Origin of the sequence: Oceaniglobus roseus, assembly GCF_002869745.1 — a bacterium.
Taxonomy (GTDB): Bacteria; Pseudomonadota; Alphaproteobacteria; order Rhodobacterales; family Rhodobacteraceae; genus Oceaniglobus; species Oceaniglobus roseus.
The window spans coordinates 19402-38273 of sequence record NZ_PNOS01000038.1; the positions used below are offsets into that span (position 1 = coordinate 19402).

Below are 18872 nucleotides of genomic sequence, written 5' to 3' on the forward strand. Positions count from 1 at the left end.
ACACTGGCCGAATGGGGGAGGGGCGGCACCGCGAAAACCGCACCGCCGGTTCGGGGTTCGGCGCATTGCTGGCAGGGAACGCAGCAACGGAAGGGGGCCGCCGCATGAAGATCGCGCTGCTCGGCCAGTTCGGCTCCGGCAACTACGGCAACGACGGGTCGCTGACGGCGATGGTCGCCACGCTGCGGCGCATCGCGCCGGGGGCCGAACTGATGTGCATCTGTTCGGGGCCCGGCGACATCTCGCGGCGGCTCGGGATCGCGGCGGTGCCGATCGGCGCGCCGCCCCTCGCCTCGGCCGGGGCGCGGCGGCTGAACCGGCTGGCCCTGCGCATGCCGCAGCGCCTGCGCGGGCTGCGCGCGGCCCTGGCGGCCTGCCGCGGGGTGGATGCGGTCATCGTTCCGGGCACCGGGATCCTCGACGACTTCAACGACCGCGCCATGGGCTGGCCCTTCGTGCTGCTGCGCTGGTGCCTCGCCGCGCGGCTGTCGGGCGCGCGGCTTGCCTTCGTCAGCATCGGCGCGGGACCGATCCGCGGCGCCCTCAGCCGCCGCTTCCTGCGCTCGGCCGCCGCGCTGGCCGATATGCGCAGCTACCGCGACGAGGTTTCGCGTGACTTCATGGCCACGCTCGGCTTCGACACGACGCAGGAGCCGGTCTTTCCCGACCTCGCCCTTGGCCTGCCCGCGCCGGCGGTGGCACGCCCGCGGGGTTTTCCGCCGACCGTGGCGGTGGGGATGATGACCTATCGCGGCTGGCGCAAGGACGACCCCGGCGGCGAGGACCTGTTCCGCGCCTACCTCGGGAAGATGGAGGACTTCGTGCGCTGGCTGATCGCCGAGGGCTGCCGCGTCCACCTGATCGGCGGAGACGACAGCGACGGGCAGGCCGTGGCGGCGCTCCTGGAGCGCATCGACGCCGACGGCACACTGCGCCGCGCGGGCGGGGTGAGCGTGGGGGCGGGCCGCAGCCTCGAGACGGTGATGGAGGAGCTGTCGCGGTGCGACCTCGTCGTCGCCTCGCGTTTCCACAACGTGCTCTGTGCGCTCCGGGTGCTGCGTCCGACGCTCTCCATCGGCTACGCCGACAAGAACCGCGCGCTGATGACGCAGGCGGGCCTCGGAGCCTTCTGCCTGGATATCGAGAGCTTCGAGGTGGAGACGCTGAAGGCGCGGTTCCGGCTGCTGCGCCGGGCGCAGGGAAACCACGCGGCCGAGATCGAGCGCTTCGTCGCCGGGGCGGCGGAGCGGCTGGCGGTTCAGGAAGAGGCGATCCGCAGCTTCCTCGACCGCGCGGCCGCGGGGCGCGGCGCGCCCGGTCAGCCCGCCGCGCTGCCCCGGCGTGCCAGCCTGGCGCGCAGCCCCTCGGTCAGCCGCGCCCGGGCATCGGGCCGCCGCATCATGTAGTCGATCGGCGGCAGGAGCGCCATCTCGGGGGCCTTGCCGAAGGAATAGCGGATCAGGTCCCGCGCCCCCGGATCGCCCCTCGACCACGCCCCGAGCGCCGCCCAGTAGGCCCGCGCCGCGAAGCCGCGCCGCGCGAGGCGGCGCAGCCGCCCGAGTCCTTTCAGGGTGGCGGCATCGCGGGCGAAGAACGAATCCGCCGCCGCCTCGGTCTGGCGGATGTGCAGCAGCTGGCGCGCCCGCAGGCTGCCCGAGCGGTTGTCCTCGTGGTTGCCGATCAGCCCCTGCACGTTGTCGAGCACCGCGACGTCCCCGACCAGCGCGAGGCGCAGCCAGAGCTCGTAGTCGTCGCTGTGGGGAAGCTCCTCGCGGTAGTGGCCCGCCGCCTTGTGGGCGCTGGTGCGGGTGACAAGGGTGGGGCCGGGGATCTGGAAGACGCCGAGGCGGCAGAACCCCTCGATGAAGGCGCGCCCGCTCATCCGGTGCCAGCGCGGCGCCTCGGGTCCGCTGTCGACCCGCGGAACGGGTTCGTCGCGCAGGAAGCCGACGTCGCGGCCGTAGCAGAAGGCGAGGCCCGGATCCTGCGCCAGCACCTCGCCCGCGCGGCGCAGGGCGCCCGGCGACAGCAGGTCGTCGGTGCACAGGATCAGGAAGCAGTCCGACCGCGCCCAGTCCACCGCCTCGTTGAACGAGGCGTGGGGCCCGCGATTGCGCGCGTGCAGCCGCAGCTCGATCCGGGGATCGGCGGCGGCGAGGTCGCGCGCGATCTCGGCGCTGTCGTCGGTCGAGGCGTTGTCGATGATCAGGATCCGCAGGGCCTCGACATCCTGCGACGCGACGCTCTCGACGCACGCGCGCAGGTAGCGGCCGTAATTGTAGTTCGGGATCGCCACGTCGAAGCTCGTCATCGGTCCGCTCCTGTGTTCAGCGCCGCGGGAAGGCTGTGGCCGGGCAGCCGCCGGCGCAGCAGGGCGAGGATCAGCGTCACCTCCAGCAGCAGCGGGTGGCGGGCCAGCTTCAGCCCGGCGAACCATCCCGCCGCCGCGAGGACGGTGCAGAGCGGCGCCTCGGCCAAGGTCGGCGACAGCCCGTGGCCCGCCAGCAGCGTGAACAGGCAGGGCGGCACGAGGGCCGAGGCGATCACCGCGACGCTGCGCCAGGTCGCCTCGGCCAGCGCGCGCCAGCCGAAGCCGATCCGCCGCTGCGCGGCGCGCAGGGACAGGACGGCATAGACGGGCAGGGTGAAGAACTGGCTTGCCGCCATGGCGATCAGGCCGAAGAAGCTTGCCCCGACCATCACCGAGGCGCCGAGCAGGCGGCCGGTGAGGCTCAGCACGAAGGCGTCGCGGTTGGCGCCGAGGGCGAAGAGGGTGGGGGAGGTGATGATCATCGGCACCCAGAACATCGCCGCGAGCGTCATCAGCTGGAGCAGCGGCACCACCGTTTCCCAGCCCGGGCCGAGAGCCAGCTCGACCACGGGTCCGGCCAGCAGCGCGACGAGGGCGAGGGCCGGGCAGTAGACGGCGGCGACATAGCTCAGCGCGTTCAGGTAGGCGGCGCGCGGGTCGCGCCCCTCGCGCACCTGCGCGGCGAGGGCGGGAAAGGCGAAGGCGAAGACGGCCGCCATCAGGAAGCGGTCGGGGATGCTGGCCAGCACGCTTGCCCGGCTGTACATGCCGACGGCGGCGGCGGGCATCGTCCGGCCCAGCACCAGCTGCGGCAGCGATTCGTAGATCCGGTCGATGACGGTGATCGCCCCCTTGCTGCCGCCGAAGGCCAGCATCGCCCGCCAGGCGGCCAGCGACGGGCGCCGCGGCCCCCGCTGCGGGCCGTTCACCAGGCAGAAGGCGGCGCGCATCGCCGCGCCCGCGGCGTGACCCCAGGCGATGCTCATCAGCCCGAAGCCGGTGCCCGCAAGCCCCACGGTCACGCCGACCGTCGTCAGGGAGGCGGCGATGTTGACCCTTGCGAGGCGGTCGAAGGCCATCTCGCGGCGCAGCAGGGCCAGGGTCGGCGCCGACAGCGCGTCGGCCAGCCCGACGAGGCAGAGCACCCGCAGGAAGCCCGCGGCCTCGGGCGCGCCGTAGGCGTCGGCGACCGGCCCCGCGAGAAGCGACAGCAGGGCGGCGATGGCGAGGCTCGACAGTGCCGCGACGGTGAAGGCGGTGTCGATGTCGCCGGGGGCGATCTCGGGGCGCTGGATCAGGAATTCGGCGCTCACGAACTCGCGCGCCGCGAAGGCGACGGTGAACACCCCGAGCCCAATGGCCGCGACGCCGATCTCGGCCGGGCCGAGCAGGCGCGAGGTCACGGCGATTCCGATCAGGCCGACGATGGCGACGACGTACTGTTCGATGTTCGCGAAGAAGAACGCCCGCCGCACGCCTGCTGCCCCCGATCCGGTCCCCGTCGCGGTGCGCGCGGGATGGGACCCGTCTATCAGGCCTCGCACGGCGCGCCCTTGCACCATTCGGGCGCGACCTCGACCGAATGGCGGAGGCGGGGTGGCGCGGGGCGGATCGGCCGGGGGGGCTCGACCGATTGGCGTAGGGCGCTGTTCGTTTTGGCGACGCGATCCCCGTGCCGCGCCGGGACAGCCTGCAGGGAACGCCCCAGCAACCCCGCGCCACGAGGGAGACGCGCCGTTGAACGCACCCGGACCCATCCCCCCGAAGATCCTCGCCACCGGCGGCGCGGGCTATATCGGCTCGCACGTCGTGATCGCGCTGCTCGAACGCGGCTTCGACGTGGTCGTTCTCGACGATTACAGCAACTCCCACGAGGAGGCGGCGCGGCGGATCAACCGGCTGTCCCGCGGGCGGCGCGCCCGGTTCCTGCGCGGCGACGTCTGCAACGCGGCGACGCTCGAGGCGCTTTTCCGCGCCCACCGGTTCGACGCCGTGGTGCACTTCGCCGGGCTTAAGGCGGTGGCCGACTCCGTCGCCCGGCCGGAACACTACTACGGCGTCAACATCGCCGGGGCGGCCTGCCTCTTGGCGGCCATGGCGCGGCACGGGGTCGAGCGGCTGGTCTTTTCGTCCTCCGCCACCGTCTATGGCCTGGCGGACACGGTGCCGATCCCCGAGACCGCGCCGCTGCGCCCCGCCAATCCCTACGGGCGCACCAAGCACATGATCGAGACGATGCTGGCCGACGTCGCGCGGGCCCGACCGGGCAGCCGGACTGTGATGCTGCGCTACTTCAACCCCGTCGGCGCGCATCCGAGCGGGCTGATCGGCGAGGATCCGGTGGGCGAACCTGCCAACCTGTTCCCGCTGATCGCGCGCAGCGTGCAGGGGGGCGGCCGGCCGCTTTCCGTCTTCGGTACCGACTACGACACGCCCGACGGCACCTGCATCCGCGACTACATCCATGTCGAGGACCTGGCCGAGGGGCATGTGGCCGCGCTCGACAAGCTGCTTGCGACGGACCTGGCGCGCGGGGAAGCGCTGCCGGTGAACCTCGGGGTCGGGCGGGGCGTCAGCGTGCGCGAGGCGATCGCCGCCTTCGAGCGGGTCTCGGGGCAGCAGGTGCGCACGGTGGAGGCTCCGCGCCGACCCGGCGACGTGGCCGAATGCGTGGCCGATCCCGCCCGTGCGATGAAGCTTCTGAACTGGCACCCGCGCCGCGACCTCGACGCCATGTGCCGCGACATGTGGCGCTGGCGGCTGCTGAACCCCGACGGCTACCGCGGCCGCGAGGTTCTGGCCACCGCCGCCGACGAGATGCCACCGATTGCGCCGGTCCCCGCCGGGGAGGCGCAACAGACCTTCCGCGACGCCGTTCGCGGCTAGACCATCCACATTCACCAAACCGGAGATAACAGGCCCATGCGCGTACTCGTCACAGGAAATCGGGGATATATCGGCTCGGTCATGACACCGCTGCTGGAGCGGGCGGGCCATGACGTGGTCGGGCTGGACATCGACCTCTACCGCGACTGCGCCTACGCGCCGGGCGGGGCGATGCCCGAGACACCGACGTTGAGGCAGGACGTGCGCGATGTCGACGTCGCGACGCTCCGAGGCTTCGACGCGGTGATCCACCTGGCCGCGCTGTCGAACGACCCGCTGGGCAATCTCGACGAGTCGGTGACCTACGACATCAACCACAAGGGCAGCGTGCGGCTGGCCCGGATGGCCAAGGCGGCGGGGGTGCGGCGGTTCCTCTTCGCCTCGTCGTGCAGCAACTACGGCCGCGCCGGCGATGCGATGGTCGACGAGACGAGCCCGCTGAACCCGGTCACCGCCTACGGCCGGTCCAAGGTGATGGCCGAGCGCGACATCGCGAAGCTGGCGGATGCGGATTTCTGCCCGACCTTCCTGCGTCCGGCCACGGCCTATGGCCTGTCGCCGAAGCAGCGCTTCGACATCGTGCTGAACAACCTCACCGCCTGGGCCGTGGCCGAGGGCGTGATCCTGCTGAAATCCGACGGCAGCCCGCTGCGCCCCATCGTCCATATCGAGGACATCTCGCGCGTCTTCCTCGCCGCGCTGGAGGCGCCCGCGCCGAAGGTCTGGATGCAGGCCATCAACGTCGGCTCCTCGGGGCAGAACTACCGGATCCGCGACATCGCGCAGATCGTCGCCGAGACGGTGCCGGGCTGCCGGGTGGAATTTGCCTCGGACGCCGGGCCCGACACGCGCTCCTACCGCGTCGACTTCTCGAAGCTCGAACGCCTGCTGCCCGAGGCGCTGCCGAACTGGGACGCCCGGCTGGGCGCGCAGGAGCTGCTGACCGCCTACCGCAGGGCGCCGCTGAACGTGGCCGAGTTCGAGGGGCCGCGCTATCAGCGGGTCGGCTGCATCCGCAGGCTGATGGACACCGGCGTGATCGGGCCCGACCTGCGCTTCCGCGAAGCGGCCGAGCCGATCGCGGTCTGAGCATGGACACGGCGACGTCGCCGGAGCGGCCGGAGGCCCGGTCCGATCCCGGCCTGGGCCAGCGGATCCATGCCACGGCGGCCGAGCTGTTCCCGATCTGCCGCAGCCTGGCCGGGCCCGGGGCCCGCGCCACGCTCGACGTGATCGCGCGGCGCATCGCGCTTCAGCGGGTCGAGACGCCAAGCGGCGCCTCGGCCCACGACTGGACGGTGCCGCGGGAATGGCAGGTCCGCGAGGCCTGGATCCGCGACCCTGACGGCCGGATCGTGGTCGATTTCGCCGAGAACAACCTGCACCTGCTGAACTACAGCGTGCCGTTCCGCGGGCGAATGACGCTCGACGCGCTGCGTCCGCACCTCTTCAGCCTGCCGGAGCAACCCGGCCTGATCCCCTATCGCACCGCCTACTGGGAGCCGCAGTGGGGTTTCTGCCTGCGCCACGACGACTTCCTGCGGCTGCCGGAGAGGGGCGAGTACGAGGTCTGCGTCGACACCGCCCATGTCGACGGCGCGATGAGCCACGGCGAGCACGTGCTGCGCGGCGCGAGCGCGCGCGAGTTCGTTCTGACCACCCACATCTGCCACCCGTCGCTTGCCAACGACAACTGTTCGGGGATCGCGGTACTGGCCGAACTCGCCCGGACCCTGGCGGGCCGGCGGCTGAACTGGACCTACCGCTTCATCTTCGCCCCCGCCACGCTGGGCGCGCTCGCCTGGCTCGAGCGCAACCCCGACACGGTGGCGCGGATCGACCACGGGCTCGTCGTTTCCTGTCTCGGCGACGGGGGCGGGCCGAACTACAAGCGCAGCCGCAGGGGCAACGCGCAGATCGACCGGGTGATGGCCCATGTCCTTGCCCACGGGACGCCGCGGGGCGCGGTGCGCGACTTCGCGCCTGACGGATACGACGAGCGGCAGTTCTGCTCGCCCGGCTACGACCTGCCGTTCGGGCTGTTCCAGAGGAGCCGCCACGGGACGTTCCGGGAATACCACACCTCGGCCGACAACCTGGATTTCATCCGGCCCGAACACCTGGCCGCTTCCCACGACATCCTCCTGGAGGCGATCGAGATCGTCGAGGCCGACCACGTGCCCCGCAACCTCTCGCCCATGGGCGAGCCGCAGCTCGGGCGGCGCGGGCTCTACACCCAGATCGGCGGCGCTGCGCAGACGGTGGACATCGAGTCGATCCGCTGGGTGCTAAGCCTTGCCGACGGGCGGCACAGCCTTCTCGACATCGCCGAGCGGGCGGGCCTGAGGTTCCGCGCCGTCGCCGCGGCCGCCCGGCGGCTGCGCGAGGTCGGGCTGCTGGCCTGACGGGGCACACCCGAGGATTTCTCAGGCGATGTCGGCCGGGATCGTGTCGCGCAGGCAGGGCCAGCGTCGGTCCCGCTCGCTGAGCGTGGTCACGGGGGCGGGCCAGGTGATGCCGATGTCGGGGTCGTCGAACAGCAGGCCGTCGGCCGAACCCGGGGCATAGGCGCTGGAGATCAGGTAGTTCGTCGCCGCCTCGTCGGTCAGGGTCTGGAAGCCGTGGGCGAATCCGGTGGGAATGTAGAGCTGCCGCCCGTTCGCCGCGCTCAGCTCGAACGCGCGCCAGGCGCCGTAGGTGGGCGAGCCGCTGCGCAGGTCAACGGCCACGTCCCAGATCGCCCCGGCGACGCAGGACACCAGCTTGACCTCGGCATCCGGGGGGCGCTGGAAGTGCAGCCCGCGCACGGTGCCGCGGCCGACCGAGGTCGAGCGGCTGTGCTGCACGAAGTTCGTCTCGAGTCCGCGGGCGGCGAAGACCTCGGCGCAGAAGGTGCGCACGAAAGAGCCGCGGGCATCCCTGAACGGCTCGGGTTCGGTCAGCCACAGACCTTCGATTCCGGATTCTACGAACTTCATCTTCTTTCACCGTGGGGCGCGGTGCGCGCCCTGTGAACAGCGTTACGTCCGAAGCGTCGCGCCTCAACGCTCCTTGCGGGGCGACCGGCGGACTGTCCCAAAGTGGTAGCTCCCTTCATCCGTTTTGCCGGGCCCCCGCCGTTTCGCGGAGTGCGCGGGGGCATCGCCGCACCGTAGCGTCGGACCTGCGCCGGACGACCGGGCGTCGACAGGATGGGAAATCACCGATGAATGCACTGAAGGAGTCCGGCCACTTCACCGAGGTGAGGCAGGCGTCGCCCTGCCGGTTGTGCGGCGCGCCGCTGCACCACACCGTCGTCGATCTCGGGATGTCGCCGCCCTGCGAAAGTTTCCTGCCGCCCGAGCTGGTGGATGCGGCCGAAGTCTACCATCCGCTGCACGTCATGGTCTGCGAGGGCTGCATGCTGGTGCAGCTGCGCGACTACGTCCAGCCCGAGGAGATCTTCACCGAATACGCCTACTTCTCGTCCTTCTCGACCAGCTGGGTCGAGCATGCGCGCCGCTACGCGGTGATGGTGACCGAGCGGTTCAAGCTGGACGACACCAGCTTCGTGGTCGAACTGGCCAGCAACGACGGCTACCTGCTCCAGCATTTCGGCCCGCTCGGCGTGCCGGTCCTGGGGATCGAGCCCGCGGCCAACGTCGCCGCCGCCGCCGTGCGCAAGGGCATTCCCACACGCGTCGAGTTCTTCGGGACCGCGATGGCCGACCGGATGCGCGCCGAGGGGCAGTCGGTCGACCTCGTCATCGGCAACAACGTTCTGGCGCAGGTGCCCGACCTCAACGATTTCGTGGAAGGGGTGGCGCGGCTGCTGAAGCCCGAGGGCGTCGCCACCTTCGAGTTCCCCCATGTCGGCCGCCTGCTGGCCGAAAGCCAGTTCGACACGATCTACCACGAGCATTACTCCTACTTCTCGCTGACCACGATCGAGCACATGGCCGCCCGCCACGGGATGTACGTCTTCGACGTGGAGCGGCTGCCGACCCACGGCGGATCGCTGAGGGTGTACCTGGCGCGCGAGGGCGCCGCGCACGCGCCGACGGCGAACCTCGACGAGATGCGCCGGATCGAGCGGGAGGAGGGGCTGGACGGGCTGGCTGCCTACCGGGCCTTCGACGAGAAGGTGCGCCGGACCAAGCGCGAGCTTCTGAAGTTCCTTATCGAGGCGAAGGATGCCGGACGGCGCATCTGCGGCTACGGCGCGCCGGGCAAGGGCAACACGCTGCTGAACTACTGCGGCATCGGCACCGATTTCCTGGACTTCACGGTGGACCGCAACCCCTACAAGCACGGCCGCTTCACGCCGGGCATGCGGATCCCGATCCGGCCTGTCGAGGCGATCGACGCCGCGCGGCCCGACCACATCCTGATCCTGCCCTGGAACCTCCGGGACGAGATCGTGGACCAGATGCGCCACGTCGCGGACTGGGGCGGAACCTTCGTTGTTCCCATTCCCCGGCTCGAGATCATCACTCCCGAAAGGATGAAGCCATGAAGGTCGTACTGTTCTGCGGGGGCCTCGGCACCCGGATCCGCGAATATTCGGAGAACGTGCCGAAGCCGATGATCCCGCTCGGGCCGCAGCCGATCATCCGGCACCTGATGCAGTACTATTCGGACCGCGGGCACAACGACTTCGTGCTCTGCCTCGGCTACAAGGCCAACGTCATCAAGGACTTCTTCCTGCAGACCCGGCCGCAGACCTTCACCGACTGCGTCGTTTCGGCGGGCGGCCAGAAGGTCGAGATGCTGGGCGAGGCGGCCGAGGACTGGCGGGTGGCGCTGATCGACACGGGGATCTGGCGCAACATCGGCCAGCGGCTCTGGGCGGTGCGCAAGCACGTCGAGAACGAGCCGATGTTCCTCGCCAACTACAGCGACGGGCTGAGCGACCTCGACCTTGACGACATGATCCGCCGTTTCAAGGACAGCGGCAAGGTGGCCTGCTTCCTCGCCGTGCGCCCGCCGCTGACCTATCACTTGGTCGACGCGGACGAATCGGGCAACGTGCGCGAGTTCCGCTCGTCCGCCGCCTCGGACATCTGGATCAACGGCGGCTTCTTCATCTTCCGCCCGGAAATCTTCGACTACATGCGCGAGGGCGAGGAGCTGGTGCTGGAGCCGTTCAGCCGCCTGATCGCCGACGACCAGCTTTTGGCCTACCGCTACGAGGGGTTCTGGCGGTCGATGGACACGCTGCGCGACTGGCAGTCGCTCCAGGACATGGTCGAGCGCGGCGAGACGCCCTGGCTCGACCGGAACGGCGTGGCGGTGCGGGGCGACGTGAAACGGGCCGAGGCGTCTTGATCCCTCTCGCTCTGGGGGCGGGGCGGACGCGGCTTTCGCTGCTGTGCATCGGCGCCCACTCCGACGACATCGAGATCGGCGCGGGCGGCCTGATCCTGTCGCTGCTCGCCTCGGGCCTCGCCGTGGACGTCCACTGGTGCGTGCTGAGCGCCAATGGCGTCAGGGAGGACGAGGCGCGCGCCTCGGCCGCGGATTTCCTGGCCGGGGCCGCGTCGCGGACCGTCGACTGCGGCCGGTTCGAGGATTCGCTGTTCCCGAGCCAGAGTCCGGCGATCAAGGCCTGGCTTGCCGACGTACGCAGCCGCTTTGCCGCCGATGTCGTGTTGGTCCACGGCCGCGACGATGCCCACCAGGATCACCGCGAGCTGTCCGCGCTGGCCTGGAACCTGTTCCGTGACCAGCTGATTCTCGAATACGAGATCCCGAAGTGGGACGGCGACCTCGGCCGTCCCAATGCCTATGCCGCGCTCGAGCCGGCCGTGCTGGAGCGCAAGATCGAGCTGCTGGAGCGCCACTTCGGCAGCCAGCGGTCGAAGGACTGGTTCGACGCCGACACCTTTCGCGGCCTCGCCCGCCTGCGGGGCATGGAATGTCGCGCTCCGGGACGCTTTGCCGAGGCCTTCACCCTGCGCAAGCTGCGCCTCCTCTAGGCGCGGAGAGCCGGTCCGCTCCCCCGGATCGTCGTCGGGCAGGACAGAGGCTGGTGCGAATGCATATTCCTGAGGCGTCAGTTCCTCGGTCGCCATCCAGAAACGATGACTCTGGTAAAGTTCTTCAAATTAATTTACCATTTTGATTAAAAAGCATCTAAGCCTGTTGCATGCATTCATTATTCAAAAAACTTTTGCTGCACCACCCCGAGTTGCAGGCCGAAGTCGCGGACCTGAACGGGTTCGTCGAACCTCCGCGCACATATCCGCCGGGTGCGGTCATCGGGCGGAACCGGTCGGTCCCCGGCGCGGTCTTCGTCATTTCCGACGGCTGGGTCCTCGCCTCGCACTATCTCGCGAACGGCGCGAGCCAGGTCGTGGACATCCGGCTGCCCGGCGACTTCCTCTACGATCAGGGCAACCTCGGCAGCTCGGTCGGGCTCGAATATGTCGCCGTCACCGAGGTCCGGTTGCGGGAGTTCCGGCTGTCGACCGAGGCGCTGCTGCGGGCCACCTCGATCCGGCTGGCCTCTGCCATGATGGCCGAGGTAACACGTGACCGGCAAGTGATCACGCAGCATCTCGTCAATGTCGGGCGTCGCGACCCGGCGGTGCGGACCGCGCACATGCTGCTCGAACTTGCGGTGCGGGCCGAGAAGGTGGGACTTGGCGATGCCCATCGGTTCCGCTTTCCACTGACCCAGAGCATGCTGGCCGACGCGCTGGGCATGAGCGCGATCCACCTCAACCGGGTCCTGCGCAAGCTGCGCGAGTCGAAGCTGGTCAGCTTCCAGAACAGCATGGTGACCTTCGAAGACTTCGACGCGATCACCCGATTCGCCGGCTTCGAGCGCGGCTACCTGGAATGAACGGCGGTGTTCAACCATGCCGTGTGAGAAATCTTCCGAGATCCGCCAGTATGCGCGAGAAACATTTTATTTACTCTACCATGAGTTGCATAATTATCGATTTCGACCAAAGCATTAACCCAAGTTAATGATCATCGGCGGAGAATCGCTATCCTTGGACTGTCGATGAGCGAATCGATGCTTTGCTTAGGGTGAGATCGGAAATCCGCAGATAACATTATTTATCGCCAGGGTTTGTAGTTCTCAATTCCGGTTTTCTAGTGCGCCGTCCGCGGCCGCCGTGAATTGTTACGCTTCGAAGTACCTATTTTGCATGGTCTCGAGGTATTCGGATTCCCGACCGCACAGCGTCGGAAGTCCCTGAAATCAGAAATGCGTCTGCAGCGTGAAGCGCGGGATCGTACCGCTTTTCCGCCCGGTTCACGACTGCCGACGCCAGCGCCACAGGAGGCTGAACCATGGACGGTTCCGCAAAAGGATATCTTCATTCCGTTGCGACGGAATATTCCGGCCCGAAGGACGAGACCAAGCACCGCGACGCCCCGCCGAAATCCCATGGCGCCAATCCCGCACTGCACCTGATCGATCCCCGCACCTTCGAGCGGGAATGCTTCGAGGTGTCCGTCGGCAGCTTCTGGCCCGGAGCCGAGATCAAGGCATTCGGCTCGGTCGAGGATTGGCGCGCCGCGGCGGGCGCCCAAGAGGGCAGGCGCGTGATCCTGTTCAACATCGGCGGCCGCCGGATCGGCGACAGCGGCGTGCGCGCCGACCTGACGCGGCTGGTCCGCCTCGCCGGGCCGGTGCCGGTCGTCGTCCTGGCGGTCTCCGAGGTGCTGGAGGACATGCTCGATGCGCTGGAATACGGCGTGCGCGGCTACATTCCGGCCAGCGTGGGCATGGCGGTGACGCTGGACGCCGTGCGCCTGGCCGCGGACGGCGGCATGTTCCTGCCCGCGCCCTCGGTCAGCGCCGCGCGCGACATGCTGAAGGCCGCGGCCGAGGATACGGGCAACGGCGACGCCCTGTTCACCAAGCGGCAGGCCGCCGTGGCCGAGGCGTTGCGCCGCGGCAAGGCAAACAAGCTGATCGCCTACGAACTCGGCATGTGCGAGAGCACCGTCAAGGTGCACATCCGCACGATCATGAAGCGCCTCAAGGCCAGCAACCGCACCGAGGCCGCCTTCAAGCTGCACGAGCTGATGAACGGAAAGTCGTGACGCTCCGGCGTCGCGGCAAAACGTGGCCAGGGTCGGGGGAAAGACGGACATGATCGTGCAGACGAGCGGAGAAGAGGACGGCATCACCAGGGTCTTCAGGTGGCTCTGGCACTGGAAATACACGATCTGCATCCCGATGATGCTCTGCGGGCTCGCCGCGATCGCGGTCTACAGCAACGTGCCGCCGCAGTATTCCTCCCAGGCGGTCCTGGTGATCGACGTGCGCCAGCGCCAGCTGATGCCGGGGGAATCCGTGATCTCGTCGCTGCCCCAGGAAAACCCGGTGGTGAAGACCGAGCTCGACATCATCTCCTCGCGCAACACCGCGGCGCATGTGCTGGAGCTGCTGCGCCAGCGCGGCATCCCGCTGGTTCCGCCCGCCGAGAAGGTGCACCCGGCGCGGCTGTTCGTGCGCTCGGTGAGCGAGCTTGTCGCCTCGGCCACCGACGCGGCGGAGTCGATCCAGAACGCGCCGCCCTCCGCACCGCTTGTCGTGGCACCGTCCGCGGCGCCGGCCGATCTCGCGCCTCCGGCGACCACCGCGCCATCCGCCGCGCCGCCCTCCGCGCAGGCGCGCCGCGGGACCGAGGCCGCCATCGACGACCTTCTCGCCGGGCTGCGCGTGTCGAACGACGGGCGGTCCTACACGATCTTCATCGAATACGTCTCGCCCGACCGCAACTTCGCGGCCGCCGCCGCCAACGCCTTCGCCGATGCCTATCTCGAGAAGCAGGTCGAGATCTACGACAGCGCCGCCGCCCGGGCCCGCGACTTCCTCGGCCCCCGGGTAGAGAGCCTACGCGCGCAACTCGAGGCGACCGAGCTGAAGCGGCAGGCGCGGCGGCAGGAGGCGGGCCTGACCGCCGATGGCGACGCAAGCCTCCTGACCCAGCGGCTGACCGACCTCGGGCAGGAGCTGGCGAAGGTGCGCTCGGCCATCGCCGAGGCACGCGCGCGGCTCGAGACGGCGCAGAAGGGAACACCGGACGCGGGGTCGAGCATCGAGTCGCCGCAGCTCCAGGCCCTCCTGTCGGAGAAGTCCAAGCTGGAGCGGGCGCGCGCGAACTACGTCGAGAACGGCGCGGTGCGCGGCCAGGCCCTGGTGTCGGTCAATCTCCAGCTCGACGGCGTCAATCGCGAGATCGCGGAGGAATACCAGCGCAGCCTCGGCCGCCTGCAACAGGAGATCGTGGTGCAGGAGCGCAAGAAGGCGATTATCGACGCCGACATCGAGAGGATGCGCCAGGCGCTCGACCGCAACGCCTCGGCCCAGATCGAGATCGTGCAGCTCGACCGCGAGGTGGAGGCCTCCAGCGCGATCTACGAGAGCTTCCTCGCGCGCTACAAGGAGACAATCGAACAGCAGGGGATCGCGGTGCCCGATGCGCGGCTGATCTCGGCGGCCGAGCCGGGCGCGCGGGACGGAGCGGGGCGGATGGTCAAGTGGCTGCTCGCCAGTCTCGTGATGGGCGCGGCCGTCGGCGGGGTGGCCGCGCTTGGACGCGGGGCGCTCGAGTCGCGCAAGGCCAGCCCCGACGCCGTCGCGGCCGAAACCGGCGCCGCCGTCATCGGCTTCATCCCGCGTGTCTCGCGGGGCCGGTTGCGCCGCTACAGCCGCGCCCTGCCGGACCCGCGCAGCGACTGGAGCGCGGCCTTCACCCTGTTGCAGATGAACGCGCTGCGCCAGAAGGCGCCGGGCGCCTGCACCGTGATCGCCGTCACCTCGGTCCGGCGCGGCGACGGCAAGACCACGGTGGCGATCGGCCTGGCGCAGTCCGCCGTTGCCGCCGGGCTGAACCCGCTTCTGGTCGACTGCGACATCCGACAGCCGCAGATCGCCCGCCTGCTCGCCATCGGGCGGCGTCCGGCGAACGCCGCCGCCGATCCCGAAAGCCTGCGCCACCTCGAACACATGGAACTGCACCGCACGCCCTGGAACAGCGATGTCCTGTCGCTGGCCGCCGGCGGCAGGCCGGAATCCTTCGCCGTCCAGTACCGCCGCCTGGCGACCCTGATGCGCGAGGCCCGCAAGGCCTATGACCTGGTGATCCTCGACTGCCCGGCGCTGGACGATCACCCCGAGGCCGAACACCTGGCGGAACTCGCCGACCGGGCCGTCCACGTTGTGCGCTGGCCGCGCTCGCGCATGGCCGAGGTGCGGGCGGCCGTGCGTCGGCTGGGCGGGATCGTGGCGGAGCGGCGCGTGGGCGTGGCCTTCGTCCGGTTCGATCCCGGCGCCCACCGTTTCCCGATGATCCAGGGGCCCATGGCCCGCCCGGTCGGAGCCTGATCCCATGACCCATCCTTGCGACACCGCCGCCCGTTCCATCGCCCGTTTCCCCGGCCTGGGCCTCGCCCGCGTCCTGGCCGCGTTCTGCCTGCTGGCGGGGCCCGGCGCGGCGGAGGAGACGCCCTATCTCATCCACCAGGGCGACCGGATCGAGATCCGGGTGTTCGGCGCCCCCGACCAGTCCGGCGAGTTTCCCGTCGACGTCGACGGCACCGTGACCCACCCGCTGGCCGGGGCCGTCCAGGCGCTGGGGCGAAGCCTGACCGATGTGCAGTCCGACCTGGCCGAACGGCTGGGCGCCTATATCCCGAACCCCTCGCTGGCCGTCGGAATCGCCGCCTATGCCCCGGTCTATGTCGTCGGCGACGCCGAGCAGAACGGCGAGTTCACGTACCGTCCGGGCATGACCGCGCTCCAGCTCCTCGCCATGGCCGGCGGGCCGCGGCGGCTGGTGCTGCCCGAGAAGGACGGCGCCCTCGCCATCATCTCGGCCGAGCGGGACTATGCCGACATCTCCCTGCGCATCTTCAGCGAGGAGGTGGCGATGGCCCGGTTCCGGGCCGAACTCGGCGCCGGCGACGCGGCGATCGACGTGCGGCCCCCGGCGGTGGTCGGACGCGAGGACGCGGCGGCGATCCTCGAGAACGAGCGGCGGCTCCTCGGCCTGCGGCGCGACGCGCGCACCTCCGAGGATGCCGGGCTGGCCGCCCAGGCCGAGAGCTTCGAGAGCGAGATCGCCTTCCTGCAGAAGAGCATCGCGCTCCACGACGAGGAGCTGCGGCTGCTGGACGAGGACGTGAAGGCCGCCACGCAGCTGGTCGAGCGCGGCCTGTCGACGCCCGCGAAACTGCGCGAGGTGCAGCGCACGCAGTCGGCCACCCGGCGCGACGCGCTTGATCTGCAGGCGGCGCTGGCGCGGGCGCGGCAGGGCAGCCTCGACGTGGCACGGCGGCGCAACGATGCGGCCGCCGCCTTCCGCACCGCCGCGGGCGACGGGCTGCGCCAGGCCGAGCTGCAACTTGCCTCCCTGCGGCTGGCGCTGGCGGGAGTCGAGAAGACGCTGACCTCCTACGCCGCCGCGCCCGGCAAGTCCTTGGCGGATCGCTCGGCGATCCCCGAGTTGAGCGTGCTGCGCGCCGGGCCGGAAGGGCTGGTGGAAACCGCGGTCGCCGAGAACGCGCCGCTCGAACCCGGCGACGTGCTGCGGGTCGAGCGGGCCTCGGCCGACCTCAGCGCGCCGGTACGCTGATCGCCGACGGTGCGGCGGCGGCCGTGCCGCGCGCCTGCTGCGCCAGCCAGATGTCGTGCATCTCACGGATGCCGTCGGCCAGCACGATGCGCGGCCGCCAGCCGAGCGCGGCGAGCCTGGTGGTGTCGAGCTTCTTGCGCGGGGTGCCGTCGGGCTTGCCGCGGTCGAACTCGATCGTGCCGCGGAAGCCCGTGACCCCGGCGATCAGGCGGGCGAGATCGCCGATCGAGACCTCCTCGCCCGAGCCGACGTTGATCGGCGCCGGGTCTTCGTGGGTCTCGGCGAGGAACACGCAGGCCTCGGCCAGGTCGTCGACATGCAGGAACTCGCGCAGGGGTGTGCCGCTGCCCCAGATCGTAACCGAGGGCGCGCCGGTCTGCACCGCCTCGTCGAAGCGGCGGATCAGGGCGGGCATGACATGCGAGGTCGTCGCGTCGAAATTGTCGCCCGGGCCGTAGAGGTTCGTGGGCATCAGCCCGATGATCCGGCAGCCGTGCTGGCGGGCGAAGAACTCCCCGAGCTTCAGCGCCGCGACCTTCGCCACCGCGTAGCCCTCGTTCGTGGGCTCGAAGGCGCCCCGAAGCAGCGCCTCCTCGACGATCGGCTGCGCGCTGTCGCGGGGGTAGATGCAGCTCGACCCCAGCACCACCACCTTCTCCACCCCGAAGCGGTGGGCGGCGGCGATGATGTTGGCGTTGATCATCAGGTTCTCGTAGAGGAAATCCGCGGGAAAGGTGCTGTTGGCCATGATCCCGCCCACCTTGCCGGCCGCGATGAAGATCACCTCGGGGCGGTTGCGGCGCACCCAGGCCTCGACATCGGCCTGGCGCACGAGATCGAGCTCCTCGCGCGGGGCGGTCAGCACCGTGCAGCCCGAACGCCCAAGCCGCCGGACGATGGCCGAGCCGACCAGCCCCCTGTGCCCCGCGACCCAGACCCGGCGGCCCGCAAGATCGAGCCGCGGCGACGCGCCCTCACCATTCCGCATGGAGGTTCCCCTTCATCGCGTGGCGGGCCGCGGCGAGGTCTGCCTCGACCATCTCGGCCACGAGATCGTCGAAGGACACTTTCGGCGTCCAGCCCAGCTTCTCGCGCGCCTTGTCGGCGCGGCCGTGCAGGAACTCGACCTCGGTCGGCCGGAAATAGCTCGGGTCGACGATGACGATGGGCTCGCCGGAGTGGCGGCAACGCCCCACCTCGTCCACGCCCGAGCCTTCCCAGGCGATGGGGCGGCCCGCGATCTCGAACGAGCGTTCGACGAACTCGCGCACCGTGTGGCACTCGCCCGTGGCCAGGACGTAATCGTCGGCGCTGTCCTGCTGGAGGATGCGCCACATGCCGTCGACGTAATCGCGGGCATGGCCCCAGTCGCGCCGCGACTCGAGGTTGCCGAGCCGCAGGTGGGTCTGGAAGCCGCAGCGGATCGCGGCGACGCCGCGGGTGATCTTGCGGGTCACGAAGGTTTCGCCGCGCAGCGGGCTTTCGTGGTTGAACAGGATCCCGTTCGAGGCGTGCATCCCGTAGGCCTCGCGGTAATTGGTCGTGATCCAGTAGGCATAGAGCTTGGCCGCCGCGTAGGGGCTGCGGGGGCGGAACGGTGTGCTCTCGCTCTGCGGTTCCGAACTGCTGTTGCCGAACAGCTCGGAGGTGGACGCCTGGTAGTAGCGGCAGGTCTTCGCGATCCCGAGGATGCGCATCGCCTCCAGCACCCGGAGCGCGCCGATCGCATCGACGTTGGCCGTGTATTCCGGCGTCTCGAAGCTGACCTGGACGTGGCTCTGGGCGCCGAGGTTGTAGATCTCGTCCGGCTGGACCTCCTGGATGATCCGCACCAGGTTGGTGGCGTCCGTCAGGTCGCCGAAGTGCAGGAAGAACTTCGCCGGGGTCTTCCGCGGATCCTGGTAGAGATGGTCGATCCGCCCGGTGTTGAACGAGGACGAGCGCCGCTTCACCCCGTGCACGACATAGCCGCGTCCCAGCAGGAACTCGCTGAGGTAGGCGCCGTCCTGGCCCGTCACCCCGATGATCAGCGCCGTCTTTCCGCCCATGCCATTCGCCTTTCCCACGTTGCGATTCCGCGTGTCCCGGGGCGC

At 69.9% G+C, this 18872-nt stretch carries 16 protein-coding genes; 11 read left to right on the forward strand and 5 right to left on the reverse strand.

Going from position 1 to position 18872, the window contains the following annotated elements; genetic code table 11:
* The first annotated feature begins 104 nt into the window (after positions 1–104).
* Positions 105–1406 carry a polysaccharide pyruvyl transferase family protein gene (locus tag A7B20_RS16985; protein WP_157937714.1) on the forward strand — a complete coding sequence of 434 codons (1302 nt, stop codon included), beginning with the start codon at positions 105–107 and terminating at the stop codon, positions 1404–1406.
* Here A7B20_RS16985 and A7B20_RS16990 read toward each other — a convergent pair.
* Together A7B20_RS16990 and A7B20_RS16995 are read right to left on the reverse strand one after the other, a co-directional pair.
* Positions 1319–2311 (reverse strand): glycosyltransferase family A protein, encoded by a 993-nt coding sequence (locus A7B20_RS16990; RefSeq protein WP_102109780.1) that lies wholly within the window; start codon positions 2309–2311, stop codon positions 1319–1321. The genes A7B20_RS16985 and A7B20_RS16990 overlap by 88 nt on opposite strands.
* Positions 2308–3786, reverse strand: a complete 1479-nt coding sequence (locus tag A7B20_RS16995; protein WP_172961047.1) for an oligosaccharide flippase family protein — start codon at positions 3784–3786, stop codon at positions 2308–2310. The genes A7B20_RS16990 and A7B20_RS16995 overlap by 4 nt, the downstream gene beginning before the upstream one ends.
* A gap of 262 nt (positions 3787–4048) precedes the next feature.
* Between A7B20_RS16995 and galE the strand changes: the two genes are divergently transcribed.
* The 3 genes from galE to A7B20_RS17010 are packed head-to-tail and all read left to right on the forward strand — an operon-like array spanning position 4049 to position 7602.
* A complete protein-coding gene (galE, locus tag A7B20_RS17000) occupies positions 4049–5197 on the forward strand; it encodes a UDP-glucose 4-epimerase GalE (RefSeq protein WP_245867047.1) in 1149 nt (382 codons plus the stop codon).
* Positions 5198–5233: 36 nt separating this feature from the next.
* Positions 5234–6286 (forward strand): NAD-dependent epimerase/dehydratase family protein, encoded by a 1053-nt coding sequence (locus A7B20_RS17005; RefSeq protein ID WP_102109782.1) that lies wholly within the window; start codon positions 5234–5236, stop codon positions 6284–6286.
* 2 nt (positions 6287–6288) lie between these two features.
* Positions 6289–7602: a DUF4910 domain-containing protein gene (locus tag A7B20_RS17010; RefSeq protein WP_102109783.1), complete on the forward strand. Its 1314-nt coding sequence runs from the start codon at positions 6289–6291 to the stop codon at positions 7600–7602.
* Positions 7603–7623: 21 nt separating this feature from the next.
* Here the strand turns inward: A7B20_RS17010 and rfbC are convergent, their stop codons facing one another.
* Positions 7624–8175: a dTDP-4-dehydrorhamnose 3,5-epimerase gene (gene rfbC, locus A7B20_RS17015; protein WP_102109784.1), complete on the reverse strand. Its 552-nt coding sequence runs from the start codon at positions 8173–8175 to the stop codon at positions 7624–7626.
* A gap of 227 nt (positions 8176–8402) precedes the next feature.
* Here rfbC and A7B20_RS17020 point away from each other — a divergent pair, with 227 nt between their 5' ends.
* The 7 genes from A7B20_RS17020 (at position 8403) to A7B20_RS17050 (ending at position 16779) form a co-directional block, all read left to right on the forward strand.
* On the forward strand, positions 8403–9692 hold the full coding sequence (locus A7B20_RS17020; protein ID WP_102109785.1) for a class I SAM-dependent methyltransferase: 1290 nt from the start codon (positions 8403–8405) through the stop codon (positions 9690–9692).
* Positions 9689–10504: a sugar phosphate nucleotidyltransferase gene (locus tag A7B20_RS17025; protein ID WP_102109786.1), complete on the forward strand. Its 816-nt coding sequence runs from the start codon at positions 9689–9691 to the stop codon at positions 10502–10504. Before A7B20_RS17020 ends, A7B20_RS17025 begins: the two co-directional genes overlap by 4 nt.
* The gene (locus tag A7B20_RS17030; protein WP_102109787.1) at positions 10501–11154 is read left to right on the forward strand and encodes a PIG-L deacetylase family protein; all 654 of its coding nucleotides are present in this window, start codon (positions 10501–10503) and stop codon (positions 11152–11154) included. Before A7B20_RS17025 ends, A7B20_RS17030 begins: the two co-directional genes overlap by 4 nt.
* A 170-nt stretch (positions 11155–11324) precedes the next feature.
* On the forward strand, positions 11325–12023 hold the full coding sequence (locus tag A7B20_RS17035; protein WP_102109788.1) for a Crp/Fnr family transcriptional regulator: 699 nt from the start codon (positions 11325–11327) through the stop codon (positions 12021–12023).
* 458 nt (positions 12024–12481) lie between these two features.
* A complete protein-coding gene (locus A7B20_RS17040; protein ID WP_102109789.1) occupies positions 12482–13240 on the forward strand; it encodes a LuxR C-terminal-related transcriptional regulator in 759 nt (252 codons plus the stop codon).
* A gap of 49 nt (positions 13241–13289) precedes the next feature.
* Positions 13290–15530 (forward strand): GumC family protein, encoded by a 2241-nt coding sequence (locus A7B20_RS17045; protein ID WP_102109790.1) that lies wholly within the window; start codon positions 13290–13292, stop codon positions 15528–15530.
* Positions 15531–15534: 4 nt separating this feature from the next.
* Positions 15535–16779 (forward strand): polysaccharide biosynthesis/export family protein, encoded by a 1245-nt coding sequence (locus A7B20_RS17050; protein ID WP_102109791.1) that lies wholly within the window; start codon positions 15535–15537, stop codon positions 16777–16779.
* On the opposite strand, the gene A7B20_RS17055 is transcribed toward A7B20_RS17050, so the two are convergent.
* Complete coding sequence (locus A7B20_RS17055) at positions 16760–17767, reverse strand: GDP-L-fucose synthase family protein (protein ID WP_102109792.1); 1008 nt, start codon at positions 17765–17767, stop codon at positions 16760–16762. The genes A7B20_RS17050 and A7B20_RS17055 overlap by 20 nt on opposite strands.
* Positions 17754–18827, reverse strand: a complete 1074-nt coding sequence (gene gmd, locus A7B20_RS17060; protein ID WP_102109793.1) for a GDP-mannose 4,6-dehydratase — start codon at positions 18825–18827, stop codon at positions 17754–17756. Before gmd ends, A7B20_RS17055 begins: the two co-directional genes overlap by 14 nt.
* Positions 18828–18872: the final 45 nt, after the last annotated feature.